28 protein-coding genes are annotated in these 25,857 nt (G+C 70.0%); 15 read left to right on the top strand and 13 right to left on the bottom strand.

Going from position 1 to position 25,857, the window contains the following annotated elements:
- Positions 1-23: 23 nt before the first annotated feature.
- The 3 genes from ABD808_RS11625 to ABD808_RS11615 are packed head-to-tail and all read left to right on the top strand — an operon-like array spanning position 24 to position 3,093.
- Entirely contained in the window at positions 24-323 is a 300-nt protein-coding gene (locus tag ABD808_RS11625) for a DUF6507 family protein (RefSeq protein ID WP_344894291.1), read from the top strand.
- Positions 320-2,617 (top strand): DNA/RNA non-specific endonuclease, encoded by a 2,298-nt coding sequence (locus ABD808_RS11620; RefSeq protein ID WP_344894288.1) that lies wholly within the window; start codon positions 320-322, stop codon positions 2,615-2,617. Before ABD808_RS11625 ends, ABD808_RS11620 begins: the two co-directional genes overlap by 4 nt.
- Positions 2,618-2,637: 20 nt before the next feature.
- The gene (locus ABD808_RS11615; protein ID WP_344894285.1) at positions 2,638-3,093 is read left to right on the top strand and encodes a hypothetical protein; all 456 of its coding nucleotides are present in this window, start codon (positions 2,638-2,640) and stop codon (positions 3,091-3,093) included.
- A 313-nt stretch (positions 3,094-3,406) separates the two neighbouring features.
- On the opposite strand, the gene ABD808_RS11610 is transcribed toward ABD808_RS11615, so the two are convergent.
- Positions 3,407-3,541 (bottom strand): hypothetical protein, encoded by a 135-nt coding sequence (locus ABD808_RS11610; protein ID WP_344894283.1) that lies wholly within the window; start codon positions 3,539-3,541, stop codon positions 3,407-3,409.
- A 232-nt stretch (positions 3,542-3,773) separates the two neighbouring features.
- Here ABD808_RS11610 and ABD808_RS11605 point away from each other — a divergent pair, with 232 nt between their 5' ends.
- The 4 genes from ABD808_RS11605 (at position 3,774) to ABD808_RS11590 (ending at position 6,211) form a co-directional block, all read left to right on the top strand.
- The gene (locus ABD808_RS11605; RefSeq protein WP_344894280.1) at positions 3,774-4,586 is read left to right on the top strand and encodes a helix-turn-helix domain-containing protein; all 813 of its coding nucleotides are present in this window, start codon (positions 3,774-3,776) and stop codon (positions 4,584-4,586) included.
- 2 nt (positions 4,587-4,588) lie between these two features.
- Positions 4,589-4,783 carry a DUF397 domain-containing protein gene (locus ABD808_RS11600; protein ID WP_344895377.1) on the top strand — a complete coding sequence of 65 codons (195 nt, stop codon included), beginning with the start codon at positions 4,589-4,591 and terminating at the stop codon, positions 4,781-4,783.
- 169 nt (positions 4,784-4,952) lie between these two features.
- Complete coding sequence (locus ABD808_RS11595) at positions 4,953-5,330, top strand: hypothetical protein (protein ID WP_344894277.1); 378 nt, start codon at positions 4,953-4,955, stop codon at positions 5,328-5,330.
- Positions 5,327-6,211 carry a DUF6177 family protein gene (locus ABD808_RS11590; RefSeq protein ID WP_344894274.1) on the top strand — a complete coding sequence of 295 codons (885 nt, stop codon included), beginning with the start codon at positions 5,327-5,329 and terminating at the stop codon, positions 6,209-6,211. Before ABD808_RS11595 ends, ABD808_RS11590 begins: the two co-directional genes overlap by 4 nt.
- Positions 6,212-6,215: 4 nt before the next feature.
- On the opposite strand, the gene ABD808_RS11585 is transcribed toward ABD808_RS11590, so the two are convergent.
- Positions 6,216-8,336, bottom strand: a complete 2,121-nt coding sequence (locus ABD808_RS11585; RefSeq protein WP_344894271.1) for a SpoIIE family protein phosphatase — start codon at positions 8,334-8,336, stop codon at positions 6,216-6,218.
- Between the two features lie 294 nt (positions 8,337-8,630).
- Here ABD808_RS11585 and panB point away from each other — a divergent pair, with 294 nt between their 5' ends.
- Positions 8,631-9,482, top strand: a complete 852-nt coding sequence (panB, locus tag ABD808_RS11580; RefSeq protein ID WP_344894268.1) for a 3-methyl-2-oxobutanoate hydroxymethyltransferase — start codon at positions 8,631-8,633, stop codon at positions 9,480-9,482.
- A gap of 24 nt (positions 9,483-9,506) precedes the next feature.
- On the opposite strand, the gene ABD808_RS11575 is transcribed toward panB, so the two are convergent.
- Both ABD808_RS11575 and npdG read right to left on the bottom strand, forming a co-directional pair.
- Complete coding sequence (locus ABD808_RS11575; protein WP_344894265.1) at positions 9,507-10,577, bottom strand: potassium channel family protein; 1,071 nt, start codon at positions 10,575-10,577, stop codon at positions 9,507-9,509.
- Positions 10,578-10,589: 12 nt separating this feature from the next.
- Entirely contained in the window at positions 10,590-11,294 is a 705-nt protein-coding gene (npdG, locus tag ABD808_RS11570; protein WP_344894262.1) for an NADPH-dependent F420 reductase, read from the bottom strand.
- 140 nt (positions 11,295-11,434) lie between these two features.
- On the opposite strand from npdG, the gene tnpB reads away from it, so the two are divergent.
- Positions 11,435-12,727 carry an IS607 family element RNA-guided endonuclease TnpB gene (tnpB, locus tag ABD808_RS11565; RefSeq protein WP_344894259.1) on the top strand — a complete coding sequence of 431 codons (1,293 nt, stop codon included), beginning with the start codon at positions 11,435-11,437 and terminating at the stop codon, positions 12,725-12,727.
- 44 nt (positions 12,728-12,771) lie between these two features.
- On the top strand, positions 12,772-13,389 hold the full coding sequence (locus ABD808_RS11560) for a hypothetical protein (protein WP_344894256.1): 618 nt from the start codon (positions 12,772-12,774) through the stop codon (positions 13,387-13,389).
- 7 nt (positions 13,390-13,396) lie between these two features.
- Here ABD808_RS11560 and ABD808_RS11555 read toward each other — a convergent pair whose 3' ends face one another.
- Complete coding sequence (locus tag ABD808_RS11555; RefSeq protein WP_344894253.1) at positions 13,397-13,573, bottom strand: hypothetical protein; 177 nt, start codon at positions 13,571-13,573, stop codon at positions 13,397-13,399.
- Between the two features lie 68 nt (positions 13,574-13,641).
- On the opposite strand from ABD808_RS11555, the gene map reads away from it, so the two are divergent.
- Entirely contained in the window at positions 13,642-14,493 is an 852-nt protein-coding gene (gene map, locus ABD808_RS11550; protein WP_344894250.1) for a type I methionyl aminopeptidase, read from the top strand.
- A 58-nt stretch (positions 14,494-14,551) separates the two neighbouring features.
- Complete coding sequence (locus ABD808_RS11545; protein WP_344894247.1) at positions 14,552-15,247, top strand: ComEA family DNA-binding protein; 696 nt, start codon at positions 14,552-14,554, stop codon at positions 15,245-15,247.
- 57 nt (positions 15,248-15,304) lie between these two features.
- Here ABD808_RS11545 and ABD808_RS11540 read toward each other — a convergent pair whose 3' ends face one another.
- The gene (locus ABD808_RS11540) at positions 15,305-15,817 is read right to left on the bottom strand and encodes a peptidase inhibitor family I36 protein (RefSeq protein ID WP_344894244.1); all 513 of its coding nucleotides are present in this window, start codon (positions 15,815-15,817) and stop codon (positions 15,305-15,307) included.
- A gap of 340 nt (positions 15,818-16,157) precedes the next feature.
- Positions 16,158-16,781, bottom strand: coding sequence for an NAD(P)-dependent oxidoreductase (locus tag ABD808_RS11535; RefSeq protein WP_344894241.1), 624 nt, complete (start codon positions 16,779-16,781; stop codon positions 16,158-16,160).
- Positions 16,782-16,867: 86 nt separating this feature from the next.
- Between ABD808_RS11535 and ABD808_RS11530 the strand changes: the two genes are divergently transcribed.
- Positions 16,868-17,218, top strand: a complete 351-nt coding sequence (locus tag ABD808_RS11530) for a winged helix-turn-helix transcriptional regulator (RefSeq protein ID WP_344894237.1) — start codon at positions 16,868-16,870, stop codon at positions 17,216-17,218.
- A 219-nt stretch (positions 17,219-17,437) separates the two neighbouring features.
- On the top strand, positions 17,438-18,154 hold the full coding sequence (locus tag ABD808_RS11525) for a metal-dependent hydrolase (RefSeq protein ID WP_344894235.1): 717 nt from the start codon (positions 17,438-17,440) through the stop codon (positions 18,152-18,154).
- Between the two features lie 33 nt (positions 18,155-18,187).
- Here the strand turns inward: ABD808_RS11525 and ABD808_RS11520 are convergent, their stop codons facing one another.
- The 5 genes from ABD808_RS11520 to ABD808_RS11500 all read right to left on the bottom strand — a co-directional run bounded on the left by ABD808_RS11520 (position 18,188) and on the right by ABD808_RS11500 (position 22,790).
- Positions 18,188-18,706, bottom strand: coding sequence for a hypothetical protein (locus tag ABD808_RS11520; protein WP_344894232.1), 519 nt, complete (start codon positions 18,704-18,706; stop codon positions 18,188-18,190).
- A complete protein-coding gene (locus ABD808_RS11515) occupies positions 18,703-19,524 on the bottom strand; it encodes a sensor histidine kinase (RefSeq protein ID WP_344894229.1) in 822 nt (273 codons plus the stop codon). The genes ABD808_RS11520 and ABD808_RS11515 overlap by 4 nt, the downstream gene beginning before the upstream one ends.
- Before the next feature lie 579 nt (positions 19,525-20,103).
- Complete coding sequence (locus ABD808_RS11510) at positions 20,104-20,778, bottom strand: response regulator (RefSeq protein WP_344894226.1); 675 nt, start codon at positions 20,776-20,778, stop codon at positions 20,104-20,106.
- Positions 20,779-20,862: 84 nt separating this feature from the next.
- Positions 20,863-21,372 (bottom strand): hypothetical protein, encoded by a 510-nt coding sequence (locus ABD808_RS11505; protein WP_344894223.1) that lies wholly within the window; start codon positions 21,370-21,372, stop codon positions 20,863-20,865.
- The gene (locus ABD808_RS11500) at positions 21,369-22,790 is read right to left on the bottom strand and encodes an ATP-binding protein (protein WP_344894220.1); all 1,422 of its coding nucleotides are present in this window, start codon (positions 22,788-22,790) and stop codon (positions 21,369-21,371) included. The genes ABD808_RS11505 and ABD808_RS11500 overlap by 4 nt, the downstream gene beginning before the upstream one ends.
- A gap of 102 nt (positions 22,791-22,892) precedes the next feature.
- Between ABD808_RS11500 and ABD808_RS11495 the strand changes: the two genes are divergently transcribed.
- Positions 22,893-24,635 carry a hypothetical protein gene (locus ABD808_RS11495; protein WP_344894217.1) on the top strand — a complete coding sequence of 581 codons (1,743 nt, stop codon included), beginning with the start codon at positions 22,893-22,895 and terminating at the stop codon, positions 24,633-24,635.
- A gap of 47 nt (positions 24,636-24,682) precedes the next feature.
- Here the strand turns inward: ABD808_RS11495 and ABD808_RS11490 are convergent, their stop codons facing one another.
- Positions 24,683-25,777 (bottom strand): baeRF3 domain-containing protein, encoded by a 1,095-nt coding sequence (locus ABD808_RS11490; RefSeq protein ID WP_344894214.1) that lies wholly within the window; start codon positions 25,775-25,777, stop codon positions 24,683-24,685.
- Between the last annotated feature and the right edge of the window lie 80 nt (positions 25,778-25,857).

Below are 25,857 nucleotides of genomic sequence, written 5' to 3'. Positions count from 1 at the left end.
CCGTCGAGGGGCAGGGGGCCCGGATGACCGCATGGGATATCAAGCCGTACGGGGTGAAGAGCGTGATCGATCGGACGGCGGACGCCTTCAAACCGGTCGAGAAACACGCCAAAACGTTCGTGACCAGTACCCGTGACGCTGCGGAGGCCACGGGGAGTCCCCGTGTCGCTCAGGCGTTAGCCGGGTTCGTCCTGCACCACCAGCCGACCCTGAGCGGCATCGCCCGCCGCACCGAACGCACCCTCCAGGCCGCCGCCGACGCCACCATGGCCTACCTGGACGGCGACGACCAGATGGCCGCGGGCACCCCGGGCCGCTCATGATCGTCCCCGACGAGGTCCTGGGCATCATGGCCAAAGTCCACCCCGACGCGGTGGAAACCGAAGCCCACGACTTACGCAAGGCCGCCGGAGGCATCCGCGACGCCGGAGCCGACGTCCACACCACCTGGCAAGGCTTATCGGCGTTCTACAAGGCCCCCGAAGCCGACCAGCTCTTCGCCGCCACCACACCCGTCCGCGACAACGCGGCCATGTTCGCAGGCCAACTAGAGAAGGTCACCGGCGCACTCACCACCTACGCCGCCGAAACCCGCGTCATCAAACACAAACTCACCGACCTGTACATGCAGGCCGTGACCTTCGTCAACAAAACCTTCAACGAAGACGGCAACTGGAACGAGAACAAAGACCTCGTCAACGAGAACAACACCCTGCTCGCCGCGGTCAACACCCAGGCCATGGCCTTCCACAACGCCCAGGAAAAGGCCACCAGCAGCATCTACGCCGCCTACGGCGAAACCACCCCGCCCCTGCCCACCGGCGGCGGCGGCGAGCCACCCCCGTGGGGCACCCCCGAAAAAGCCGACCTGCCCTGGTACGAAGACCTGTGGAACGGCGCCGGTTCCCTCCTCACCGGCTTCTTCGGCGACGGTCTCGGCGGCGACGCCAAAGGCATCTGGGACCTGGTCACCTCCCCCGACAAATGGTGGGACGCCTACAAGAGCCTGATGGCCCTGACCCTGCCCCTCAACCCCATCATCGCGCCGTTCGCGATGCTGATCCCGTCCGTCCGGCACAAGGTCAACGAGACCTGGAAGGGCTTCGGCAAATCCTTCGTCGCCTGGGACCGCTGGAAACAAGACCCCGCCCGCGCCGCCGGAAACACCCTCTTCAACATCGTCACCACCGTCGTCCCCGTAGGCAAAGTAGGAACCCCGGGCAAACTCGCCAAACTCTCCCGCGCCACCGCAAAAGTCGGCGACCTCGTCGACCCGGTCAGCCTCAGCCTCAAGGCCACCAAACTCCCCAAGGTCTCCGACATCGTCGCCCACCTCGGCGGAAAAGTCGGCGACCTGGCCAAGACGACCAAACTCAACCTCCACAAGTTCGTCATCCAACCCACCATCGACCTCAAGAACTACATCCACCACCGCCACTCACACATCCCCGACCGCATCCCCGAATGGATCCAACGCGAACACCGCCAACCAGCCGCAGCCCAAGTCCGCGCCTCACACACCCCCGAACTAGCCGCCGCCCGCACCGGCCAACCCACCAACACCATCCACGACCCTGCGCAGACTCCGGCCACCGCGTCGCGCGCCACCCCTCAGAGCGGCAACACCACCGGAGGCAACTCTCCGGGCGAGTCCCCCTTGATCCGCCATACCGGTTCCTTGACAGGCCCACATCAGGGGCCCTCAGAGGGTTCTGGGGTCTTACACCACGATCGCGTCGAGGGGGACTTGGACACCCCCGCCGCCGCTACACCTCCTCATGGTCCCGAAGGCCCTCCGCATGACCCTTCGGGGGGCGAGCACACCCCCAAGCTCGAAGATCAGGTCGTCGAACGGAAGGACGCGCTCTCTCCCAAGAAGAGCAAACCGTTCGGGGATGGCGTCGAACTCGAGGCCAACAAGCGGTACATCGTCACCGACCATGGCGGACGGTACCGTGGCGTCTTCATCACCGACGACCACGGGGTGATCAGAGAGGTCCACACATGGTCCCGCAGCACGGGCAAGTGGCGCCCGGACCTGCGTAACCCGCTGCCGAACGTCGCCTACCACGTCGACGACAACTGGATCTTCCGCACCGACGACCACGCACGAACCATCAGCGTGGAAGGCGAACTCCATCACCCCGGATCCGACGACGCCCGCCGGATGGCGACGGACCAGAGTTCCGCAGGCAAGGAAGGGGGGACGGAGTATGAGAGGCTCAACAAAGAGATAATCGACAACTTCGTCGATGAACACAATCGCCTTCCGATGTCACACGAGGTTGATCTATACCATGACGTCAGATGGAATGGCGGACACCTCATAGGCACAGCCTTTGGCGGTCCGGGCGAACGCATCAACCTGGTCTCCATGCTAGAGAAGCTAAATAAGGCACAAAAGGGGACAAGTCTCCTTAATAACTATCGGAAACTAGAAAGTTACTTCATAGCAATTCTTGACCGCTCTCAACCGCCAAGGCTTGAGATCAACATAAGGGCAGACTACCTACCAGGCCGGAAGGTTCCTCACGAAATCATAGTTGAGTACGCACTCGACGGACAGATTACGAACAAACTCGTCTACCCCAACGTGCCGCCGATAAATAGCAGTTAGCAGCAGCAGAGAGCCATGTCATGATTTCAGAAAGCCCCATCTCTCCAGAAGAGCAGGAAGCCGTCCTACGAGATGTCGGTGGCGGCGTGCTCGCGGCGGCACCGGACGGCTGGACTCAACTTCGCTTTCGGCTGGACGTGACCACCGAACTGGCAAGTAACAGGTTCGAGGCAACGATGGAAGATGGTTCCATCGTTCACCTGAGCGCACCTGACCGACCACGCAGAAGCCTCCAGAAATTGCGCGAACAAATGTATTCACCAGGCAAGGGGGCTTGGTTCACTGCCCGGTACGTCATCGTTCGACCGGGTCGATACAGCGTCGAGTTTGACTATGAAAACGAACCCGATTTCGGTTTCGAGATCGACGCTTTGACCTACGCCAACGATCTCAAATCCTTTCCACGGGACGACGAGCACATTCCTGATTGGCTTCGCCAGAAGATCAACGAATCAGAAGCCAGCGAAGAAGGATAGGCGACGACGACAAGACCTACGTCAACGACCTCAAGTGGTTCCCTTGCGACGACGAACACATCCCCGACTGGCTTCGCCAGAAGATCAATGAAGCAGTGGCCCACGAGGAATGATAAGCGGAGACGGGCATTCATTTCTTGATGCCGATGCAGGAGCGGCAGCCGGTGGGGGTTTCGGTGGCCGCAAGTTCCGGGAGGTCAACGGTGTTTGCCGGTGTAGTCAGCGTTGGTGATGGCCATGCCGATGAGGAGGATCAGCACCCAGGCCGCGAAGCCGGTGAGTAGAGCGAGGGCGGTGATCGCCAGGGTGAGGATCACAGGTTCTCCTCGATCTTGCGTTGGTCGGCGAGTGCCTCGCTGAGCAGCTCGTATGAATCCTCGGCGAGGGTCATGCACAGGCCGTGGTAGAGCTCTCGATCACTCAGGGGATGGCCCAGGCGGGTGGCCATGACACACGTCATCGTCGGAGGGCGGCGAATGTGCCAGGTCGGATACTGCGCCTGTAGACGAGCGCCTTCTTGATCGTTCACGAGTCGGATTCCCTGCGAATTGATTTGGCCGATGACAGGCGAGCCTCGCAGGCAAGAGTTACTCTGAGCTACGAACCGCTCACCCCCCATGAGCACCCGGCCAAGTGAGGCGACACCCCCGAACCTGCGGGCCGACACCCGGGAGCACCCGATGGCATCCTCGCGTGACACCAACCCCTCCGCCTTCCAGGAAGCGTTCGTCAACGAGTTGCGTGCGCGGCGTCAGGCGGACGGCATCTCCCGGAACAAGCTCGCGGCGAAGCTGGGCTGCACGCCCCAGTGGATCGCCAAAGTCGAGACCTTCGAGAAGCCCCCGTCCGAGGGCCTCGCCCAGGACCTGGACACCTACTACCAAATGGGCGGCACGTTCCACCGCATGTGGGAGAAGCACGTTGAGGCACGGATGAATGGGCTCATTCCGACCGGATTTCGACCTCTCATCGAGGCAGAGAAGGAGACGGACCGAGTCAGCATCTTCGAGCCACTCCTGATCCCGGGCTTGTTCCAGACGGAGGACTACGCCCGCCTCGTGCTCAGTGCTAGCAGGCGCCCCGACAAGTTGGAAGAACTTGTCTCGATTCGAGTGGGGCGCCAGGTCATCCTCGACAAAGCTGATCCGCCGTGGATCTTCTTGTTGCTCCGAGAATCAGTCATTCGTGATCTACAGCCGGAATTACTTCATGGACAGTGCGAGCGGCTGCTTGATCTGGCAGGACGACACACGATCGCGGTTCAGATCATCCCAGTGAGAGCGCGTCTGTTTCACCCGACGGGGTTCCAGATACTTGGCTTCCCGCAGGCAGGTTCCATCGCGTACATGGAAGGAACCGGAGAGCACGGCCAGACACTCACAAACCCGGAAGCAGTACGCAAACTTGTCGTACTCTTCGACTTGGCAAGATCCGAAGCGTTGTCTGCTGAGGATTCCATGGCCCTGATCAGGGCCCACATGGAAGGCACGTGAGCATGTCTGACCTGTCGCCTTGGCGCAAGAGCTCCCACAGTGATCAAGAAGGAGGCAACTGCGTGGAAGTCGCCGAGCTCTTCTTGGCGATCGCCGTCCGGGACTCGAAGGACCCGGACGGGCCGAAACTGGCGTTCGAGCGTGCGGCGTTCGCTGACCTGGTGACCGGCATCCAGACCGGACGGTACGACCGGTAGTCCGCGTTCAGGAAATGTGCTGGGGTCTCATGCCACGATCGGGTGCGGGGCCCTCGGCATGTTCGCATGGCCACGGTGCGGGTGCGGTCTCCGCTGGCATGCGCGCGTGATCACGGTGCGGGGACGGTTCGTTGACGTTGGATGTCGGCGGTGTTGGAAAGGTCGGGGGATGACTAAGGATGTTGTCGCGCTGGTGGCGGCGGAGCCGGATGTGGGGTCTGTTCTGGCGGGGATGGTGGAAGCCGGGAGTCAGTGGCGGGTCGAGAGCGCGGCGGGGGGTGGGGTTCTTCGGTTGTGTGATGAGGGTGGACAGATCGTGGTGAGTGTTGAGGTGCCTGTGCTGGTGGAGGTGGTCGGGGAGTTGGCTCGGCTCCTCGGGCCCGAGGTTGGGGAGGTTGAGGTGCCTGTTTGGTGGGTTGAGGTTCGGGGTGGTGAGTTCTGGGACGGGTCGGAAGTCGTGGCGTTACGGTTCGCGGCGCGGATTGTTGAGCGGCTCGGTGGGACGGTGTGGGTCGGGGATCCCGAGTATGTGAGGCGGGCGACATGACCGTTGATGTGATGTCGGAGCGGGTGGGTGTGGTCATGCAGAACCGGCCCGTGGTGTCGTTGTCGTCGTGGGTGGCGGAGGCGATTCGGGTGTGCGCTGAGGCTGACAAGGGGCTTCAGGTTGTTACCCCCGTGCATTCGCGGCTGACGTTGCCGTTGCGGTTGGCGCTCACCGGGCCTGACTGTCGGTGGGTGGTGACTGATCCCGCAGGCGGGTACTACGACGGGATCTCCGGGGTGAAGCTCGCCTGGGACGGGTCATTGTTCGCCCCGACCGAGGGGGGCACGGCTGAGGCTTTCAAGGAGGCGGGGGCGGACGGGACGCAGGTCTTTGTCGACGCGACCGTCCGGCACACGGCGTATGAGGCGTTGAACGTCGGGGTGGTCGCGCAGACGATGTGCGAGGAGCTGGGTTCCGGACCGCCGTCGGGGTGGGGTACGGCCGAGCCCGCGGGGATCGTGTGGAGCACCGAGCGGCTGACCGGGGTGTGCCGTGAGCGGGCGCCACGGCCCACGTGGCTGGTGTTCGTGGGTGACGGGGTGGTCGGGACGATGACGGTGCGGCGGACGGAGTCGGGCGTCCAGGAGACCGTGACGGCGGGGGTGGGGCGTGAGGCCGATGTGCGGGGGCTCGTCGAGCGGCTGGACGCCGGGTTCTCGTTGGTGTCCGTCCTGGCGCAGCGGGTGCCCGGCCGGGATGACCTCACCGTGGAGCCGCGGTGGTCGGGGATGCCGGTGCCGGTGGGCATGGCGATCGGGCCCGAGGCCCAGGCGGAGATCGGGATGCCGGTGTCGGGGCGCGCCGAATGGCGCGATCTGGACGGCGGGCCGGACGGGTGGGCGGAGTTCGCCCGCGTCATCGGCGCCCTGAAAGGGGCCTAGCCGATCACTCGCGGTGGTGGTTCTCGCCCGGCCAGGACTCGTCGGGCCAGCCGGAGACCTGTTCGGAGGCGTCCGGGTCGATGCCGGGGACGATCTGTTCGCACCACACGACCTTCCCGGCGGCGGTGCGGCGGGTGCCCCAGCGGTGCGCGAGCTGGCTGACGACGAGGAGGCCTCGGCCGTTCTCGTCGTCGTCCTCGGCGCGGCGCAGCCGAGGCAGCGCGGCGGAGCGGTCCAGCACCTCGCAAACGAGGGTCCGTTCCAGGAGGAGGCGCAGTTCGATCGGGCCCGGCGCGTACCGGAAGGCGTTCGTGATCAGCTCGGACGCCAGCAGCTGGGTGGTGTAGTCGAGCTCGTCCAGGTCCCATTCGGCCAGACGGCTGCGGACGAGCCCACGGGCGCGGCGGACGGCGGCCGGGTCGGCGGGCAGCGTCCAGGAGGCGAAGCGGTCCTCGGGCAGGCGGCGCAGCCGCGCGATGAGGACGGCGATGTCGTCGCGGTGCTGGTCGGCGTACACGCCCGCGAGGGTCGCCTTGGCGAGGTCCTCCATGGAGTGGTCGACCGAGTCGGGGCCGAAGACGCGCTGGAGGCGGGCGAGGCCGTCGTCGATGTCGCGGCCCCGGTTCTCGACCAGGCCGTCGGTGTAGATGACGAACAGGCTGCCGTCCTCGACGGTGAACTCGCGGCTCTCGATCGCGGCGCCGCCCGCGACGCCGAGCGGCGGGGCGGGCGGGACCTGGAGGTACTCGTTGTCGCCGTTCGGCCCGGCCAGCAGCGGCGGCAGGTGCCCGGCGGACGCGATCTCGATGGCGCCGGTCGTCGCGTCGTACACCGCGTACACGCAGGTGGCGAAGTGCGGCTCCTGCTCGCCCAGCTCGATCATCAGCTCGTGCATGACGTGCAGCGCGTCGGCGGGCGGCAGTTCCAGGTTGGCGAGCGTGTGCAGCGCGGTGCGCAGCCGTCCCATGGTGACGGCGGCCTTCACGCCGTGCCCGGCGACGTCGCCGACGATGAGGGCGACGCGGGCGCCGGGCAGCGCGATCGACTCGTACCAGTCGCCGCCGACCTCGACGAGCTTGCTGCCGGGCAGGTAGCGGTGCCTGACCTCGACCGACGACGGCGCCGACAGCCGGTTCGGCAGCAGGCTGCGTTGCAGCGCGAGCGCGGTGGCGCGCTCGCGGCCGAACTGACGCGCGTTGTCGATGACGATCGCGGCGCGGGCCGCGAACTCCATGCCGATCTCGAGGTCGTAGCGGTCGAACTTGCGGAACCCTGGCACACGGGTGCAGGCGAGGAACCCGAGCAGCGTGTCCTGCGCGATCATCGGCAGCAGCACCATCGACACGCCGGTCAGCAGTTCACCGGCGGGGCCGCGCCGCCACAGCCGGCCGATCTCGGACGCCGAGTCGACGTCGATGTGCGGCAGGTGGACGGGACGCGCCGTGTCCATGACCTCCCGGTACGGGGTGCCCTCGGGGAACACCAGCACCTCGCCGACCGGGAACGTCGACGTCCACGCCGCCAGGTTCCCGTCGTCGGAGGTGACGGCGATGCGGCGCAGCACCGCCGATCCGGACTCGGCGTGCACCTCGTCGGCGGCGACCAGGCTCTCCAGCACCAGCACCGAGGCGGCGTTGCAGTAGTGCGGGACGCAGACGTCGACGAGCCCCCGCGCGGACTGGTCGAGGTCGAGGGACGCGCCGAACCGGGTGAGCTGGTCGTCCATCAGCGCGCGCCGCATGAGGGCCGGGTCCTGGTAGCGGTCGCTCGGCGGCAGCGCGACCCGGACGAACAGCAGCGTCGTGGGCGCGGTCTCGGGGTCGCCGCCGACCAGGGGCTGCGCGGTCACGACGGCCTCGGTGGACGTGCCGTCGCCGCGCAGCACGGTCACGACGCCGTTGCGTTCCTGCCCGGTGTCGCCCTTCTCGAGCAGCGCTTCGAGTTCGGCCTTGGCCTCGTCGCCGACCAGCACGGTCGCGGGATGGCCGATCAGGTCCTCGGGGGCGCGGCCGAGGACGGCCCGCGCGTTCGGCCCGCACTGCACGATCCGCCGGGAAACGTCGATTCCCAGGACGAGCGTCCGGGACGCGGAATCGGTCGCGGGCGCTTCGCCTCGCGGCGCCATGACGGATCTCACCTGACGCGCTCCAGACAGCCGTTCGTTTGAGCCCTACCCAGCGACAGTATGGGGCATGACACCGTTTCAAGGGGAGAAGATCACGCTTACCATGCCGAAATCCCTCCCGGACATGCCCTCCCCGGCCACATTCCGGACGCCGGGCGGCCCGATCCTGGTCGCCACACGGCCCTCGGGCCGACTTCAGGGGGAATGGCGGGGGCTATCCGAATCGTTGTGAAAGTGGCACGATCGGTCCCGTCTGGGTACGCCGCCGTGGCGCCTCAAGACCGGAGGTTTCGCATGTCTTCTTCTGTCGCACCCCCCGAGCGACCGGCCGCACTGTACGGCGGTACGAGCGGGCGAAGGGTGACCGTACGCGACATCGCCGCCGCCAAGGAGCGGCACGAGAAGTGGCCGATGCTCACCGCGTACGACGCGCTCACCGCGCGGATCTTCGACGAGGCCGGGATCCCGGTGCTGCTCGTCGGCGACTCCGCCGCGATGGTGGTGTACGGCTACGACTCCACGATCCCCGTCACCGTGGACGATCTGATCCCCCTCACCGCGGCCGTCGTGCGCGGTTCCAAGCGCGCGATGGTGGTCGCCGACCTGCCGTTCGGCTCGTACCAGACGGGCGTCCCCGAGGCGCTGTCGGCCGCGACCCGCTTCCTCAAGGAGACCGGGGCGCACGCGATCAAGCTGGAGGGCGGCCGCCGGATCATCCCGCAGGTCGAGGCGATGGTCGCCGCCGGGATCCCGGTGATGGGCCACCTCGGCCTCACCCCACAGTCGGTGAACGTCTTCGGCGGCTACCGGGTGCAGGGCCGCGGCCAGGACGGCGACGAACTGATGGCGGACGCGAAGGCCCTGGAGGCGGCGGGCGCGTTCTCGGTCGTCCTCGAATGCGTGCCCGCGGAGCTCGCCGCCCGCGTCACCTCGTCGCTGTCGGTCCCGACGATCGGCATCGGCGGCGGCAACCAGACCGACGCACAGGTCCTCGTCTGGCAGGACATGGCCGGGCTGACCCCGCGCACCGCGAAGTTCGTCAAGAAGTTCGCCGACATGAACGCGCTGCTCGGCGAGGCCGCCCGCAGCTACGCCGACGAGGTCGTGAGCGGCGCCTACCCGGCCGCCGAGCACACCTACCACTGAGACCGGCGCGAGCCGTCCCGGCCCTCAGGAGTTGTGGCCGGGACGGACGTCGTCGTTCTCGTCCGTCCGCGGCCGGTGGGTGGAGCGCACCACGATCAGCCGGTCGCCGGGTTCGAGCACCTCGCATTCGGCGTGGTCGAACGGCAGCATCCGGCCGTCCCTGACCAGCGCGATCGCCGGTTCCCGCACCGCGCCGATCGGGCCGCCGACCTCGTCGCGGCGCACGTCCCGCTCGGCGAGGTCGAGGCCGCTGCCCCGTTCGAGGAGGTCCTCGATGACCTCGCTGACGGCGGGCTGGACGGTCGACACCCCGAGCAGCCGTCCGGCCGCCTCCGACGACGTCACCACGTGGTCGGCGCCGGACTGCCGCAGCAGCGGGACGTTCTCCGACTCGCGCACCGACGCCTGGATCCCCGCCGCCGGGTTGAGCTGCCGCGCGGTCAACGTGATCAGCACGGCGGTGTCGTCGCGGGCGCTGGCCACGACGACCCACCTGGCCCGCTCGACGGCGGCCTGTTTCAGCACGGAGCTGCGGGTCGCGTCCCCGACGATGCCGACGAACCCGGCCTCGGACGCCTCGGCCACCACGCGCGGGTCGGGATCCACCACGACGATGGACGCGCGCTCGACTCCGGTGCTGAGCAGTGTCTTGATGGCGCTGCGGCCCTTCGTGCCGTAGCCCGCCACCACGATGTGGTCGCGCACGCGCGTCCTCCAGCGGGTTCTGCGCCAGTCCTGGCGGGTGCGTTCCGCGAGCACCTCAAGCGTGGTGCCGACGAGGACGATGAGGAACAGCACCCGGACGGGCGTGATGAAGACGATGTTGACCAGCCGGGCGCCGTCGCTGACCGGCGTGATGTCACCGTAGCCGGTGGTGGACGCGGTCACCGTCGCGTAGTAGAAGGCGTCCAGCAGGGACAACGTGCCGCCCCCGCTGTCCCGGTAGCCGTCGCGGTCGACGTACACGGCGGCCACGACGGCGAGGAGCAGCACCAGCGCGATGCCGACCCGCCGGGCGACCGCGCGCATCGGGCCCGCGCCCGCCGACGACGGCAGCAGGACGAGCGGGCCCCTGGCCGCGTCCGGATCGTTCATGCTCGGCGGGGGTCAGACGTCGGTGACGCGCAGGCCCGCGTGAGCCTTGTAGCGGCGGTTGATCGAGATGAGGTTCGCGGTGAGCGCCTCGACCTGGTGCGCGTTGTGGAGCCTGCCGCCGTAGACGCCGCGCATGCCGGGGATCCGCCCGGCGAGGGCCTGGACGAGGTCGGTCGCCTCCCGGTCGTCGCCGAGGACGAGGACGTCCAGCTCCATGCCCTCCACCTCGGGGTCGAGCAGCAGCTTGGCGGACACGTGGTGGAACGCGGCGACGACGCGGCTGCCGGTCAGCACGGCGGCGGCCTGCTGGGCGGCGCTGCCCTCCTCGACGGGCAGCGCGAACGCGCCCTTGCCCTTCTCGAAGCCGAGCGGGTTCACGCAGTCGACGACGATCTTGCCGGTGAGCTCGTCGCGCAGTGACTCCAGCAGCGCGCGGTGGCCGTCCCACGGCACTGCGACGACGACGACGTCGGAGCGTCCGGCCGCGTCCGCGTTGTCGGCGCCGGTGATGGTCAGGCCCGCGTCCGCCCCGGCGGTGAGGTCGTCGGCGGCGGCCTGGGCGCGTTCGGCCTTGCGGGACCCGAGCGTCACCCGGTGTCCGGCGAGCGCGAACCGGCGCGCGAGCCCCTTGCCCTGGTCGCCGGTGCCGCCGAGAATCCCGATCGACAGACCGCTCACGTCGGGAAGGTCGCCCCCGGTGTTCTGCTGCTCAGTCATGCCGCCGAGTCTGCCAGGCCGAAAGCACGCGCGGCGGCGCGGGGTTCTCATCGGTTGGGTGGGGTGAGTGAAGTGAGTGTTGGTGTGTGTCTGTACGCGGAGCGCCGGGACTGTCGGCGGGGGTCGGTACGGTACGTGGCGTGCAGGTCACTCAGGCGTACCGGTTCGCCCTGGATTCGACGCCCGCGCGGCGGCGGGCGTTGGCATCGCACGCGGGTGCGGCGCGGTTCGCGTGGAACTGGGCCCTGGCCGCCTGCACCACCCGCCACAAGGCCGAAGGCAAGTGGTGGTCGGCTACCGAACTGCACCGGTTATGGAACCAGACCAAAAAGACCGACCCCACGCTGGGCTGGTGGGCCGAGAACTCCAAGTGCGTGTATCAGGAGGCGTTCCGTGACCTTGACCGGGCGCTGCGCGAGTTCGTCCGGTCCCGTAACGGAGCCCGCAAGGGCCGGTTGGGGTTTCCTCGGTTCAAGAAGCGGAGCCAGTGCCGGGACTCGTTCCGGTTCTCCACCGGTGTCATGCGCTGTGCGGGCCGGACCGTCGCCCTGCCCCGCCTGGGCACCGTCGCCACCCACGAGTCGACCCGCAAACTCACTCGCCGCCTGGACAACGGCACCGCGCGGATCCTGTCTGCAACGGTGTCGCGGACCGCGGACCGCTGGCACGTCTCCTTCACCGTCCACGTCGAAAGGCCGGCCCCCGCGCGGCACGCCCGGCCCGGGTCGGCGGTAGGCGTCGACCTGGGCGTCACCACCCTGCTGACCGGCGTCGCCGACGGTGGCACAGTGATCGAAATCCCCGGACCAAAGGCGCTACGGACCAGGCTGCGGAAACTCGCGCGACTCAGCCGGGTCCACGCCCGCGCCCAGCCCGGGTCAGCCAACCGGGCGAAAGCCGCCGCGCGGCTGGCCCGCCACCACGCCCGCGTCACCCACGTCCGCACCGACACCCTCCACAAGGTCACCAGCGCGCTCGCCGCACGGTACGAAACCGTGGTGATCGAAGACCTCAACGTGACCGGGATGCTGGCCAACCGGCGCCTGGCCCGCGCCATCGCCGACCAAGGGTTCGGGCAAGCACGGCGAATGCTCACCTACAAGACCGGCTGGAACGCCGGAACCCTGCTGATCGCCGATCGGTGGTTCCCCTCGTCCAAGACGTGCTCGGATTGTGGGAGGCGAAAGCCAAACCTCGCCCTGTCCGAGCGTGTCTACCGGTGTGGGGGTTGCGGCCTGGTCGCGGGCCGGGATGTGAACGCGGCCCGTAATCTGCTCGTTCTCGCCGCCAGTGGGGCGGAGAGCCCAAACGCCTGTGGAGGCGATGTAAGACCTGGCCTGGCCGGGCGGTCGCCAGCGAAGCAGGAACCCGGCACCACACCTGGTGTGGGTGAGACCGGGACCGCCGCCGCGCAAGCGACGGCTACCCGATAGCGAACACTCACTCTCGCTTACACAACGGGTAACGGTGCGGCACGATGGTGGTCGTGGAGGCCGAGCAGATCGTCATGTTGCGCGAAGTCCTGGCCGCGACGGGCTGGCTGGAGCGGACCGAGGAGTTCGGCCGCGCCCTGCGGGTCACGTCCCGGACCCCGGGCGGGCTGCTGCTCGTCGGCACGCCCGACGGCGAGCCGTGGCATCTGGCGGCGCATCTGGACGACGAGAGCCGTCTCGGCGACGTCCCCGGCCTCACGCCGACGCTGGTGCGCTGGAAGCCCCCGGCGGACGCGCCCGCGCACCTGCGCGTCGGTCTGGAACGGCTGGAGGAGGCGCGGCGCGGCGAGACGCTGTTCGTCGTCGCCGAGGAGGACGCGCCCGTCCCGCTGCTGGAACGGGTCGACGACGCGCGCCGCGTCGGGGCGACGATCCTCGCGCTCGACGGCGGCGACCGCGAGCTGCGCGGCCTCGCCCACGAGTCGCTGACCGTCCCGCCGGACGAGGCGCTGCTGTCGTTCGACGGTGCGCAGCACCTGGTCAGCGCGGCGGCCGGGGTTGACGCGGACGGCGGGCGGCGGAGCCCGCGCGGCGGTCCGCGCGGGCTCCGCCGCCGCCTCGCGAAGCTTCTGGACACGGTGGCGGGGCCCACGGTGGACTAGTGGGCGGCTAGTCGTCGCCGTCCTGCCTGCGCCACGCCTCGTTGCGTTCGCGTGCCAGGGCGAGCGCGTTCGCGGCGGCGCCCTCGGAGTCGTAGGGGCCCATGCGGTCCTTGTCGGGGCAGCCCGGCCCGTGCTCGACCTTCATGTGCTTCAGGCAGAACCACCAGTCACCGTCGTCGGCCATCGGCGCTCCTCTCGATCTTGTGCCGCACGGGATTCGTTGCCCCGATCCCGCTGACTACACTCGCGTCTATGACGACCCAGCTACTCCGGCCCGGCAACGTTTCCCCCATGCGCAAGGTTCCGCAGACCATTCCGCGTCCGGAGTACGTGGGCAAGAAGCACCCGAGGACCGGGGAGCCCGACGTCAAGTCGCCCGAGATCATCGAGCGGATGCGGGTGGCCGGGAAGATCGCCGCGCAGGCGCTGGAAGAGGTCGGCAAGCACGTCCGGCCCGGGATCACGACCGACGAGCTGGACGTCATCGGCCACGAGTTCCTCCTCGACCACGGCGCCTACCCGTCGACGCTGGGCTACCGCGGCTTCCCCAAGTCGCTGTGCACGTCGGTCAACGAGGTGATCTGCCACGGCATCCCGGACGACACCGTCCTGCGCGACGGCGACATCGTCAACGTCGACATCACCGGGTTCATCGGCGGCGTGCACGGCGACACCGACGCGACGTTCCTGTGCGGCGACGTCGACGAGGAGTCGCGGCTGCTGGTGGAGCGGACGCACGAGGCGACGATGCGGGGCATCCGGGCGGTGAAGCCGGGCCGGGCGCTGAACGTGATCGGACGGGTGATCGAGTCGTACGCCAAGCGGTTCGGGTACGGGGTCGTCCGCGACTTCACCGGGCACGGGATCGGCACCACGTTCCACTCCGGGCTGGTCGTCCCGCACTACGACGACCCGAACGCCACGACGATCATCGAACCGGGGATGACGTTCACGATCGAGCCGATGCTGACGCTCGGCACCCACGACTACGACATCTGGAAGGACGGCTGGACCGTCGTCACCAAGGACCGCAGGCGCACCGCCCAGTTCGAGCACACGCTGCTGGTGACCGAAGACGGCCACGAAATCCTTACCCTCCCGTGACAGACCTCTTGATCTAGAGTCCGATTCGCCTCACCTCCGGCCGGGAGACCCTCTAGAGATGAACGCCCCAGCGCCGTACGAGCCGAGGGTCCCGTCCGACAGCATGCCGCCCGGACGCGCCGCCCTCAGCGTGACGTGGGCGGCGCTGCCGTTCCTGAGCCTCGGCTACGCGACGCCGTTCACGTTCGCGGCGGCGGCGCTGTGGCGGCGCAGCCCGCACCTGATGATCTCGACGGCCGCGTACGTCGGCGTCTTCGCGACGCTGCTGCTCCTGCTCCCCGACATGGGCAAGGACGACGGCGCGGAACGCGCGGCCGGGGTGCTGCTGTTCATCCTCGGCGTGGTGGGCTGCGCGCACGCGTTCATCATCCGCCGCCGCGTGTTCGACCCGCACGGGCTGTCGGCCGTCGACAACGAGGCGGTCGTCGAGCGCGTCAAGCGGCGGCGGCTGCTGCGGGACAAGGCGCGCGACCTGGCGGCGTCCGACCCGGGCCTCGCGAGGGAGCTGCGGATCGGACGCCCCGACCTGCCGCGCCAGTACAACGACGGCGGGCTCGTCGACGTCAACCACGCCCCGGTGAACGCGCTCACGCTGCTGCCAGGCATCACGCCGGAGCTGGCGGCGCGGATCGAGCGGGTGCGGGCCGAGACGGGCGGGTTCGTGTCCGCGGAGGAGCTGTCGGCGGTGGCGGGCCTGCCGCCCGACCTCACCGGCGACCTGTCCGACTACGCCGTCTTCGTTCGTTCCCATTGAGCGAAGGGGACCGGCCGCAAACCGCCGACCGATCCCCCGCGAAACCGTGCGACCAGTCTACTCGTCGATGCAGTAGATCGAGAAGAGGTCCGCGCGGTCGCTGGCCGCGCCGACGTCCACCGAGGACGCCTGCGGTCCCTCAGCCCACAGCTCCGACCAGGGGTCGCTCGGCTGGTTCTTCTCGAAGACGAAGACCGCGTTGTCGGAGTTGTTGTAGTAGGACGAGATCCGGTCGGCGAACCCGTAGTCGGCGAGTTTCGTCGAAAGCGTGGTACCGCAGTGGATGGTGAGTTGCGCCCCGGTGAAGTTCGTGCCGTCGTAGAAGCAGACGCGGTGACCGTCACACGAGCCGGGCTTGTCGTCGCCGGGGAAGCTGACGACCACCCTGCCGTTGTTGTAGGACACCTCGTTCGGGCCGGTCTGGACACCACCGGGGTGCTGGCGGAGCTGAACGTCGACCGCGCCCCGCGCCGGTGAGCTCTGGGCGGCGAACCCAGCGCCGGCACTCCCGATGACCATGGCGGCGGCTCCCGCGAGGGCGAACCCGCGGGCGAACATGCGAGCGGACATGACTCTCCCTTCGTTCTGCGCTGAACGGAGCCGGAGATGATCTCGGCTCGCTTCGAACGTAGAGGGCTTCAAAGGAAAAGTAAAACTTTGAATAATCCAAGCATCAACCAAACCGACAACGGGGCAGGCCATCGCGCTGGACGGGGAACTCGCCGTTCAGGACCGGCCGCGAGGCGGGCGCCCGGTGGCAGACGGCGCCCTGGTTCCCCGGCGACGGCGGCGCGGTGCGCGCGGCCGCCGCCGAGCAGGGCCTGCCGGGCGTCGTCGCCAAGCGCCTCGACTCCCCGTACGAGCCCGGCGAGGAGTCGGGCGCCTGGCGATTCATCCCTGGTAAGGGCGACTAGTAGGCAACGGTGATGCGACGGCCGACGGCCTGGCTCTTCTCCAGCTCGTCGACCAGCGCGACGGCGTAGTCCTCCGCGCTGATGAAGCTCTTCCCGTCGGCGTCGGTGAGGAGCTCGTCGCCGCCGAGCCGGAAGGTGCCGGTGCGCTCGCCGGGCTCGATTCCGGCGGCGGGCGAGATGTACGTCCAGTCCAGGTCGCCCGCCTCGGCGCGGACGACGTCGAGCAGCTCGCCCTGGGCGAGCGCCTCGCCCTTGTACAGGTCGGGGAACTCGGGCGTGTCGACGAGCCGGGCGCCGGGACCGACCAGCAGGCTGCCCGCGCCGCCGACCACGACCACGCGCCGGACACCCGCCTGCCGCAGCCCGTCGAGCGCGCCGCGTCCGCCCGCCAGCAGCGGCCCGGTCGGCTCCGACCCGTCGCGCGGCGGCGCGATCGCGAGGACGGCCGCGTCGTGCCCCTTGGCGAGCCCGGCGATCGCGGCGGCGTCGGCGGCCTCCGCCTTGGCCGTGCCCTCGTTCCCGCTGCGCGTGACCCCGGTGACCTCGTGGCCCCGGCGGCGGGCCTCGTCGGCGACCCGGCGCCCGATCATCCCGGTGGCGCCGATCAGCAGAATCCTCATGATGGCCTCCTCTGATGTCGTCATCGGCGTGAAGGTATCCATTGGATACTGGTTACTTCAACATCCACTGGTACCCTCTGGGAACCATGAAGGGCAACGCGTTCGATCCGAACTGCCCGACCAGGCTCGTTCTAGACCGCATCGGCGACAAATGGTCGGTCCTGGTCGTGCTCAGCCTCAGCTCCGGACCGCGCCGCTTCACCCAGCTCCGCGACACGATCGGCGGAATCACCCCCAAGGTCCTCACCCAGACGCTCCGCGCGATGGAGCGCGACGGCCTCCTCATCCGCACGGTCTTCGCCGAGGTGCCGCCGCGGGTCGAGTACGCGCTGACGCCGCTCGGGCAGTCCCTCCAGTCGCCGATCGGGGCCGTCGCCGCGTGGGCGGAGGAGAACGTCGAGGCGGTCATCGCGGCCCGCGAGCGCGCCCCCGTCTGACCCGGTCCCTGAGCCGAACCCGCCCGGAACCCGCCCGGAACCCGCACGGCACGTCCCGCATCAAACGGACGTAGTGCCCGGTTCCGGCGCGTCGCCGTCGAAAACCATCGGTAGCGGGCTAGAGTCCCGCTCTGACACGGGCGCCGGGGACGTGCTGAAAGGCCGTGTCACTGAAGGCCGTGTCACTGAGACGCGTGTCGGAAGGCGGGGACGGGCACGATGATGGGCAAGACGCACGCCCTCAGCGGCGCGCTGGCATGGCTGGCCGCCGTGCCCGTGATCGCGCAGGAGCGGCTGCTCGGCGACTACGCGGTGTCGCTGTCGGCGGAGCAGATCGCGGCGGGCGCCGTGGTGTGCGCGGGCGCGGCGATCCTGCCCGACATCGACCATCACAACGGCCGCATCGCCAACACGTTCGGGCCCATCACCCACCACATGTGCAAGTGGATCGGGAAGGCGTCGGGCGGGCACCGGCACGCGACCCACTCGCTGCTGTTCGCGGCCGGGATGGGCCTCGCGATGGACTACCTCGCGACCCACTACGTCTACGCTTGGTGGGCCTGCCTGTTCATGATCGTCGGCCTGGGACTGCGCGGGGTCGGGCTTGACTTCGAGGGCAAGGAGCCCCAGTCGGCGCTGGCCGACTGCGCGCTCGCCCTCATCGCGGTCTGGCTGATGCACAACATCGACATGAGCTTCGTCGGGTTCGCGGTCGGGCTCGGCTGCTTCGCGCACGTCGTCGGCGACTGCCTGACGCCACGGGGCTGTCCGGTGTTCTGGCCGCTGCCGTACCGGATCGACGTCCCGGTCATCCCGAGGACGGACGGCAAGGTGGAGCGCTGGGTCGTGATGCCCGTCCTCACGCTCGGCATCGCCGTGCTGACCGTCCGGTCGGTGCTCGGCGACCTCACCGCCGAGTGGCTCACCCGCGGCTGACCGCCGCCTCGCCGCGCCGAGGCCGTCCGCCGGTCAGGGCAGCAGGTCGACGAACTGGTCGCAGTTGACGCCCTCCCATCCGGTCACACCGCCCCACAGAGCGATGGACTCGACACCGGGAATGGCCTCCGCGGTACACGCGATCTGCGCCTTCTCCGTTCGCGCCCATGGCAGCTGTCCGTCGTCGGGCTGCGACCGCTGAACGATCAGTTCGCCCCCCGGCGGGGCCGCGGTGCCGTTGTCGGCGAGCAACCTGGCCGTCAACGGATGCCCGACCTCCGTGTGCAACCCGGCGTTGCGCTCCAGCCTCGTCGGCCTCACGGCGAGCTGTTCGATGGCCAGGTACGGGCGCCCGACCAGGCCCGGTCGAGCGACCGGCTTCAGCCGGCCGGCCCTGACGAGGTAGACGGTGATCGGGGGCGCGTACCCACCGGCGCTCGGCAGGGCTCCCGCGCCGATGATCCCAGTCGGCCGGACGCCGCAGCCGGTCAGGGCGACTCCCAGAGCCAGCAGAGCCAGCAGCGTCGCGGCCGTTCTTCGACGCCGGGTCATGGGCTCGTCTCCTCGCTGCCGGTGGGCAGCCACAGCGTGAACACCGCGCCGCCGCCGGGCCCGTTGTCCGCCTCCAGCGTTCCGCCGTGCAGGACGGCGTTCTCCTTCGCGATCGACAGGCCCAGACCGCTGCCCTCACTGCGCGAACGCGCCGCCTCGGCTTTGACGAACCGGTCGAACACCGCCTCGATCAGGTCGTCGGGGATGCCGGGGCCGTTGTCGGTGACCACCACACGGACGCCGTCGGTGTCCGCCGGTTCGTAGCGGAGCGAGACGGGTGGGCGGCCGTGTTTGAGCGCGTTGCCGACGAGGTTGGCGATGATGACGTCGAACCGGCGCGGGTCCAGCCGGACGAACAGGTCCGCGGGGCCCTCGACCGTCAGTTCGGTTTGCCAGCCGCGCGCCTTCAGGGTGGCGGTGATCGCGGTGGCGATGTTCACGTCGTCCAGGACGAGACCGGCGGCGCCAGCGTCGAACCGGCTGATCTCGATCAGGTGGTCGACGAGCTGTCCGAGCCGCCGGGTCTCCTGCGCGACGAGCCGGACCGCCTCGCCGTCCCCCTCGTCCGCCATCACACCGGTCATCGCGATCATCGAGGTCAGCGGGGTGCGCAGCTCGTGGGACACGTCCGCGACGAAACGGCGGGACGCGGCCTCCATCGCCAGTAACTCCGTCACCGTCTTCTCCAACGCCCCCGCCGTGTGGTTGAACGTGCGGGCCAGATCGGCCAGCTCGTCGCTGCCGCGCATCTCGACGCGCGTCGTGAGGTCGCCCTCGCCCAGCGCCGACGCGGCGGCGCACCGGACGGAGCACGCCACGAATCGCGAACAGGGCGAGGCCGACCGCCGTCACCAGCGCGAAGGCGTCCGCGATGAGGAGGGCGGTGGTGAGCGTGCGCAGGTCGGCGGCCTCCCGGCTCAGGCTCGCGGACACGAACACGACCGGCGGCGTGGTGCGCAACGGCTGGTCGACGCTCACCTCGTAGCCGGTGGCCCGCGCGCCGACGAGCAGGTAGGGCTTGCCGTGCCAGACGACCCGTTGGAACACCACGTTGTCGACGGCGCGCCGGGCGAACTCGCGGCTGACGGGAACGTCCAGCTTGCCCGGCGGCGGGAGGTTGACGCCGCCGTCCAGCCGCACAGGCACCGCTGCCGCCTCGCGTCCCGGCGCCGAACGCAGCGCCGCCTCCAGTTGGGCGCTCACCACGGGGATCGTGTCCGGGGGCAGCGAGGGCGGGATCTGCCGGGCCAGGGTGGTGCGGACATCCGCCAGCACGGCGTCCTGCGCGCGTTGCAGCATCATCCGCCGCATCAGGATGTAGGAGATGCCGGACGCCATCAGCGCGGCCAGCAGCGCGACCGCCGTGAAGGCCGCGGCGAGCCGTACCCGCAGGCTCGTCACGGTGGCGCGAACCGGTAGCCGAAGCCGCGGACGGTCTCGATGAGGCGCGGCTCGGCGGGCTCGTCCTCGATCTTGGCGCGGACGCGCTGCACGCAGGCGTCGACCAGCCGCGAGTCGCCCGGATAGGTGTGCTCCCACACCTCCGCCAGCAGGTGCTGGCGGGTGAGTGCCTGGCCGGGACGGCGGGTCAGCTCCAGCAGGAGCCGCAGCTCGGTCGGGGTGAGGCGCAGGTCGGCACCGGCCTTGGTGACCTTCAACGACGCGCGGTCGATGACCAGGTCGCCGTGGACGGTCTGATCGAGCCGGGTGTGGTCGGCGCGGCGCAGGACGGCGCGGATGCGGGCGTCCAGCACGCGGGGTTCCACCGGCTTGACCACGTAGTCGTCGGCGCCCGCCTCCAGGCCGAGGACGATGTCGAGGTCGTCGCCGCGCGCGGTCAGCAGGATCACCGGCAGCGCGTCCTCCCGGCGGATCCGGCGGCACACCTCGATGCCGTCGATGCCGGGGAGCATGACGTCCAGGATCGCGATCTCGGGACGCCGGGCGCGCAGCGCGTCCAGCCCCTCCTCGCCGGTGGCCCGGGACGTGACCCCGTGTCCCTGGCGGGTGAGCGCCAGCTCCAGGGAGGCCCGGGCGGCGGGATCGTCCTCCACGAAGAGAATGCTCGCCACCCGCACATTATCCGCGCCGAACCACCACGAACCGAGCACCACCCGCCATTGTCACGAGATCCGGACATCGCCCGTCCGCCGGGCTCACCGGTCGACGAACTGGGGGCAGGTCACGTCCCTCCACCCGGTCTCGCTCGACAGGCGGACGCGCTCGACGCCGGGGATGGCCTCTCCGGTGCACGCGATCTGGGCCGTGGCCAGCTCCGACCACCGCACGTTCGGGTCTCTCGTGTCGGTCGGCTGGACGTACAGGGCCGAGCGGGTGCCGCTCGCGGCGATGCCGTCGCCGCGGAGCGAGCCCGAGATCGGCCGCCTGACGTCGGTGTGCAGTCCCGCCTTGCGCTCCAGTGACGTCGGTGGCACGGCGAGTTGCTCGATGGCCAGCAGAGGGCGCCCGATCAGGCCGGGCCGGGAGACCACCTGCAACCGTGGCCCCGAGATGAGGTAGACGCTGATCACGGGGGCGCTTCCGGCGGCGCTCGGCAGGGCTCCCGCACCGATGATCCCGGTCGGCCGAACGCCGCAACCGCTCAGGGCGACCCCCAGCGACAGCGAGGCCGCCAGCACCGCGAGCATCCTTCGAGGCCGGATCATGCGCACTCCTCGTCGCCCTGGTCGGGCAGCCACAACGTGAAGACCGCGCCACCCTCCGGCGCGTTGGCCGCCTCAAGCGTGCCGCCGTGCAGGACGGCGTTCTCCTTCGCGATCGACAGGCCCAGACCGCTGCCCTCGCTACGGGAACGCGCCGCCTCGGCTTTGACGAACCGGTCGAACACCACGTCGACCAGGTCGTGGGGTAGGCCGGGTCCCCGATCCGCTACGACCACCCTGACGCCCCCCGTGTCGGCCGGTTGGAAGTGGAGCGAGGCGGGTGGGCGGCCGTGTTTGAGCGCGTTGCCGACGAGGTTGGCGATGATGACGTCGAACCGGCGCGGGTCCAGCCGAACGAACAGTTCCGCCGGGCCGTCGAGCTTCACCTCGTCTCGCCAGCCGCGTGCCTTCAGGGTGGCGGTGATCGCTGCGGCGATGTCCACGTCGTCCAGGACGAGACCGGCGGCGCCCGCGTCGAAACGGCTGATCTCGATCAGATGCTCGACGAGTTGCCCGAGCCGCCGGGTCTCCTGGGCGACGAGCCGGACGGCCTGCCCGTCCCCGTCCCCGTCCTGCGCCATCACGTCGGTCATGGCGATCATCGAGGTCAGCGGGGTGCGCAGCTCGTGGGACACGTCCGCGACGAAACGGCGGGACGCGGCCTCCATCGCCCGCAACTCCGTCACCGTCCCCTCCAGGGCGCCCGCCGTGCGGTTGAAGGTGCGGGCGAGGTCGGCCAACTCGTCGCTGCCCCGTTCCTCCACGCGCGTCGTCAGGGCCCCCTCGCCCAGCGCCCGCGCGGCGGCACCGAGACGCCGGACCGGACGGAGCACACCGCGCGTGGCGAGCAGGGCGAGTCCGACCGCGAACACCAGCGCGAAGGCGTCCGCGATGAGGAGGGCGGTGGTGAGCGTGCGCAGGTCGGCGGCCTCCCGGCTCAGGCTCGCGGACACGAACACGACCGGCGGCGTCGCGTTCAACCCCTCGCCGTCGACCACTTCGGTGCCCTCGGCGCGCCCACCGACCAGCAGGTAGGGCTTGCCGCGCCGGACGACCCGCTGGAACACCAGACCGTAGACCGCGCGCTCGGCGAACTCGCGGGTGACGGGGACGTCCAGCTTGCCTCGCGGCGGCAGGTTGACGCGGTCGTGCGACCACATGGGGACCGCCGCCGCCTTGCGTCCCGGCACCGAGCGCAGCGCCGCCTCCAACTGGGCGCTCACCACGTACGTCACGTCCGGGGGCAGCTCGGGCGGGACCTGACGGGCCAGGGTGTTCCGGACGTCCGTCAACACCGCGTCCTGCGCGCGCTGCAACATCACCCGCCGCATCAGCACGTAGGAGATGCCGGACGCCATCAGCGCGGCCAGCAGCACGACGGCGGTGAAGGCCGCGGCGAGCCGCACCCGCAGACTGGTCACCGCGCCATTATCGGGGCGAACGGATCACTCCCCCGCCCATGTCACGAGATCCGGACATCGTCCCCGCAAGATCATGACAATGGGCCGGGACCGTGGGGCGGTATGACGCTCACGACCGCGCCAGTTCGCCGTTCCGGTCCGCCCACTCCGGCGCGGGCCGCTCGCCGTCCCGCCGCGCTGCCATGGCTGCTCGTGGCCGGGACGGTGGCCCAGCTGGTCATGCGGCTGTGGCTGGCCAGCTCTCACCGGGCGCCCGCCGCGAACCCGGACGAGACCGGCTACCTGGTCGCGGCACGGTGGATGGCGGGCTTCCCGAGCGGCGACCTGTCCGGGTGCACCCTCTACCAGGGCGGATACTCCCTTCTGCTCACGCCCGTGTACTGGGTGACGCGCGACCCGGCGGCCGTGTACCGGATCGTCATGGCGATCAACGCGCTGATCGGCGCGGCGCTGTTCCCGCTCGGGTACGCGGCGGCGCGGCGGCTGGGGCTCGGCCGTCGCGCCGCGCTGCCCGTGGTGTTCGCGGCGGTGCTGCTGCCCGCGTCGACGTTCTTCGGCGCGTGGGCGCTCGCGGACGCCGTCCTGCCGACGCTGGCTCTGGCCTGGCTGCTGGTCCTGGACCGGTTCGTCCGGAACGGCCGGGTCTGGGACGCGGTCGGAGCGAGCGCGCTCGCCTCCTACGCGGCGATGGTGCACTCGCGCGGGGCGGTGATCGTGGCCGTCCATGTCCTGGTGCTGGTCGCGGTGGCGGTGACCGGACGCCGGAGGGTCCTTCGAGCCGTGATCGGCGGCGGCGCGGTCGTCATCGCCGGATACGCCGCCGGGGCCGCGCTCAACGCGCGCGTCCGGGCCGAGATGTATCCGAGCGGCGCGCGTGACCTCGCCGCGAACCTGGAGTCGCGGATCACCACGGTGCCGGGGCAGGAGTGGGCGCTGTCGGGGGCCGCCGGGCAGCTCTGGTACCTGGTCGTCGCGACCTGGGGCCTGGCCGGGATCGGGCTGGCCGTGACCACGGTGGTGCTGGTCCGCCGCCGCACGCCCGTCCCGGACCGGATCATGGCGGGCACGCTGCTGACCGCGACCCTCGCCATCGCCTACGCCTCGTCCGCCGCCCTGCCCGACGAGCACCGGGTCGGGAACTTCGCGTACGGCCGCTACCTGTCATGCCTGGCCCTCGTCCACACGCTGGTCGGCGCGGTGGCGCTGCTGCGGTCCGGGCACCGCGCGGCGATGCGGCTGGCGGCGGCGGCACTGCTCGCGGTGGGGGCCACCGCCTGGTGGGTCACCGCCTACGCGGGCGAACGCCTCCGCACCCATCGCTTCATCTCGTTCGACTTCCCCGAGACCACGTTCCTGACCGGCGACCGGACCGCGTTGCACCTGCCCGAGGTGACGCTCACCGGAAGCGCGGCGCTGTGCGGGTTCCTGGCGCTGTCCCGGCTCGGCAGGCGGTACGGCCCGGTCGCCGTCGCCGCCGGGCTGGCGGCGATCAACTTCGCGGCGCTGATGTTCGCGATGGCGCCCGGCCCGCGTCATGACCGTCCGGCACCGCCGTTCCCCGGACCGGAGGCGGGCGGTGTCGTCGCCGACGTGTCGCTCCACTGGGCCCTGCGGATCAGCCTCGTCCACCCCGTGTGGTGGACGCGCGTCGGGTTCATCGACACCCGGCACGGCGGACGTCCCGCACCCGGCGTGTGCACCGTCGTGGTGCCGCAGCCGGACGGGACCCCGGCCGAGGCGACCTGGCCCGCGCACCCGGCGGGATGGTGGCCGCACGCGGGACGGCGGGCCTGGTCGCTCGGCTGGGTCAGCTGGCACGCCCCGTCCTGCGACGCGCCGCGCTGACGGCGGGTCAGGCGCGCCGACGACGGGGCAGGCTCGCTGACGGCGGGTCAGAAGCGGGTGACGAGCGCGATGCGGCCGTGGTCGACGAGGAAGCCGTCCGAGACGAACGTGACCTCGCCGCCGTACTCCAGCGTCGTCTCGATCACGTCGTCGACGACGTCGTCGACGACGTCCGCGCCCCGGAGCACGCCGGGCATGCCGTCCACCGGGACGATCTCGCCGTCGGTCCGCACGGCCGGGGCGTAGTAGCCGCGTTCCACGACCAGGTGGTCGCCGCGCCCCTCCTCGACCAGCCGTTCGACCTCGACCAGGCCGCCCGCGTACCGCTGGATGCTGCGCGCCGCCTCCAGCTCGGACAGGACGGCGACCTCGCGCAGATCCTCGTAGGCGGCGAGCGCGGGCCGGACCGCCGCCACGAGCGTGCTGGGCGCGGCGCCCTCGAAGCTGCCGTCGACCCGTCCCGCCACGGCGATGTGGGGGCCCGCCACCTCGTCGAAGAACGCCTGGTGGCGGGTGACGCCCGCGACGATCAGCGGACGGCGGTCGCGGGCCAGGACCCGGTCGAGCGCGGCCACGACGTCGCGCATGGCCCGCCGGTGGCGTTCCCCGTCACCGTGGCCGGAGCGGCGCGAATGGCGACCGGAGCCCTCCTCGTCGACCGACTCCGGCTCGACGGGGAAGCCGCCGCCGACGCGTTCGGTCAGGTGCTCGCGGTGGCCGTCCCACAGACGCGTCCGCTGGTCCGACAGGGACAGCAGCCAGTAGCGCGGGGTGCGGGTGTAGTCGGCGACGAGGTCGCGGGTGGCGAAGCCGCTGTCGACGACGACGCGCTCGTCCACATGCTGGTCGATCGTGAAGGCGTGCCGCTCTCCGCCGGGCGCGGCCAGCAGCACCAGCCCGTCGGAGGCGTGCCGCAGGTCGATCTCCTCGGCGGCGCTCTCCAGCCCGCGCAGGACGTGGTCGGCGGCGTCGGGCTCGACCCGCGCGTCGTCGTGCAGCCGCCGCCGCACCTCCGCCAGGAGGTTCCGCAGGCGGATCGGGTCCTGCCGGTTGTCCGGCACGGCTCGGTGCGTCGGCATCAGCACCGACACCGCCGGATAGGCCCTCGGTTCACGGAGTTCGGCCAGCGTGACGGCGTCCATGATCCCCCGATCTGTCGGACTTAATCTCTTCTGCCCTTTGTAGCTACCCGCAGGTAAACCGGGTGTAAGCGGCGTACCGA

It is taken from the genome of Actinomadura meridiana, from assembly GCF_039537545.1.
Lineage (GTDB): Bacteria > Actinomycetota > Actinomycetes > Streptosporangiales > Streptosporangiaceae > Spirillospora > Spirillospora meridiana.
This window is presented reverse-complemented; position numbering and strand designations above follow the sequence as displayed.

Bases quoted from the DNA above. Each gene is read 5' to 3' on its own strand.
- ABD808_RS11625 (WP_344894291.1), top strand. From the start codon at position 24: ATGACCGCATGGGATATCAAGCCGTACGGGGTGAAGAGCGTGATCGAT.
- ABD808_RS11620 (WP_344894288.1), top strand. From the start codon at position 320: ATGATCGTCCCCGACGAGGTCCTGGGCATCATGGCCAAAGTCCACCCC.
- ABD808_RS11615 (WP_344894285.1), top strand. From the start codon at position 2,638: ATGATTTCAGAAAGCCCCATCTCTCCAGAAGAGCAGGAAGCCGTCCTA.
- ABD808_RS11610 (WP_344894283.1), bottom strand. From the start codon at position 3,541: ATGGCCACCCGCCTGGGCCATCCCCTGAGTGATCGAGAGCTCTACCAC.
- ABD808_RS11605 (WP_344894280.1), top strand. From the start codon at position 3,774: ATGGCATCCTCGCGTGACACCAACCCCTCCGCCTTCCAGGAAGCGTTC.
- ABD808_RS11600 (WP_344895377.1), top strand. From the start codon at position 4,589: ATGTCTGACCTGTCGCCTTGGCGCAAGAGCTCCCACAGTGATCAAGAA.
- ABD808_RS11595 (WP_344894277.1), top strand. From the start codon at position 4,953: ATGACTAAGGATGTTGTCGCGCTGGTGGCGGCGGAGCCGGATGTGGGG.
- ABD808_RS11590 (WP_344894274.1), top strand. From the start codon at position 5,327: ATGACCGTTGATGTGATGTCGGAGCGGGTGGGTGTGGTCATGCAGAAC.
- ABD808_RS11585 (WP_344894271.1), bottom strand. From the start codon at position 8,336: ATGGCGCCGCGAGGCGAAGCGCCCGCGACCGATTCCGCGTCCCGGACG.
- panB (WP_344894268.1), top strand. From the start codon at position 8,631: ATGTCTTCTTCTGTCGCACCCCCCGAGCGACCGGCCGCACTGTACGGC.
- ABD808_RS11575 (WP_344894265.1), bottom strand. From the start codon at position 10,577: ATGAACGATCCGGACGCGGCCAGGGGCCCGCTCGTCCTGCTGCCGTCG.
- npdG (WP_344894262.1), bottom strand. From the start codon at position 11,294: ATGACTGAGCAGCAGAACACCGGGGGCGACCTTCCCGACGTGAGCGGT.
- ABD808_RS11560 (WP_344894256.1), top strand. From the start codon at position 12,772: ATGGTGGTCGTGGAGGCCGAGCAGATCGTCATGTTGCGCGAAGTCCTG.
- ABD808_RS11555 (WP_344894253.1), bottom strand. From the start codon at position 13,573: ATGGCCGACGACGGTGACTGGTGGTTCTGCCTGAAGCACATGAAGGTC.
- map (WP_344894250.1), top strand. From the start codon at position 13,642: ATGACGACCCAGCTACTCCGGCCCGGCAACGTTTCCCCCATGCGCAAG.
- ABD808_RS11545 (WP_344894247.1), top strand. From the start codon at position 14,552: ATGAACGCCCCAGCGCCGTACGAGCCGAGGGTCCCGTCCGACAGCATG.
- ABD808_RS11540 (WP_344894244.1), bottom strand. From the start codon at position 15,817: ATGTCCGCTCGCATGTTCGCCCGCGGGTTCGCCCTCGCGGGAGCCGCC.
- ABD808_RS11535 (WP_344894241.1), bottom strand. From the start codon at position 16,781: ATGAGGATTCTGCTGATCGGCGCCACCGGGATGATCGGGCGCCGGGTC.
- ABD808_RS11530 (WP_344894237.1), top strand. From the start codon at position 16,868: ATGAAGGGCAACGCGTTCGATCCGAACTGCCCGACCAGGCTCGTTCTA.
- ABD808_RS11525 (WP_344894235.1), top strand. From the start codon at position 17,438: ATGATGGGCAAGACGCACGCCCTCAGCGGCGCGCTGGCATGGCTGGCC.
- ABD808_RS11520 (WP_344894232.1), bottom strand. From the start codon at position 18,706: ATGACCCGGCGTCGAAGAACGGCCGCGACGCTGCTGGCTCTGCTGGCT.
- ABD808_RS11505 (WP_344894223.1), bottom strand. From the start codon at position 21,372: ATGATCCGGCCTCGAAGGATGCTCGCGGTGCTGGCGGCCTCGCTGTCG.
- ABD808_RS11495 (WP_344894217.1), top strand. From the start codon at position 22,893: ATGACGCTCACGACCGCGCCAGTTCGCCGTTCCGGTCCGCCCACTCCG.
- ABD808_RS11490 (WP_344894214.1), bottom strand. From the start codon at position 25,777: ATGGACGCCGTCACGCTGGCCGAACTCCGTGAACCGAGGGCCTATCCG.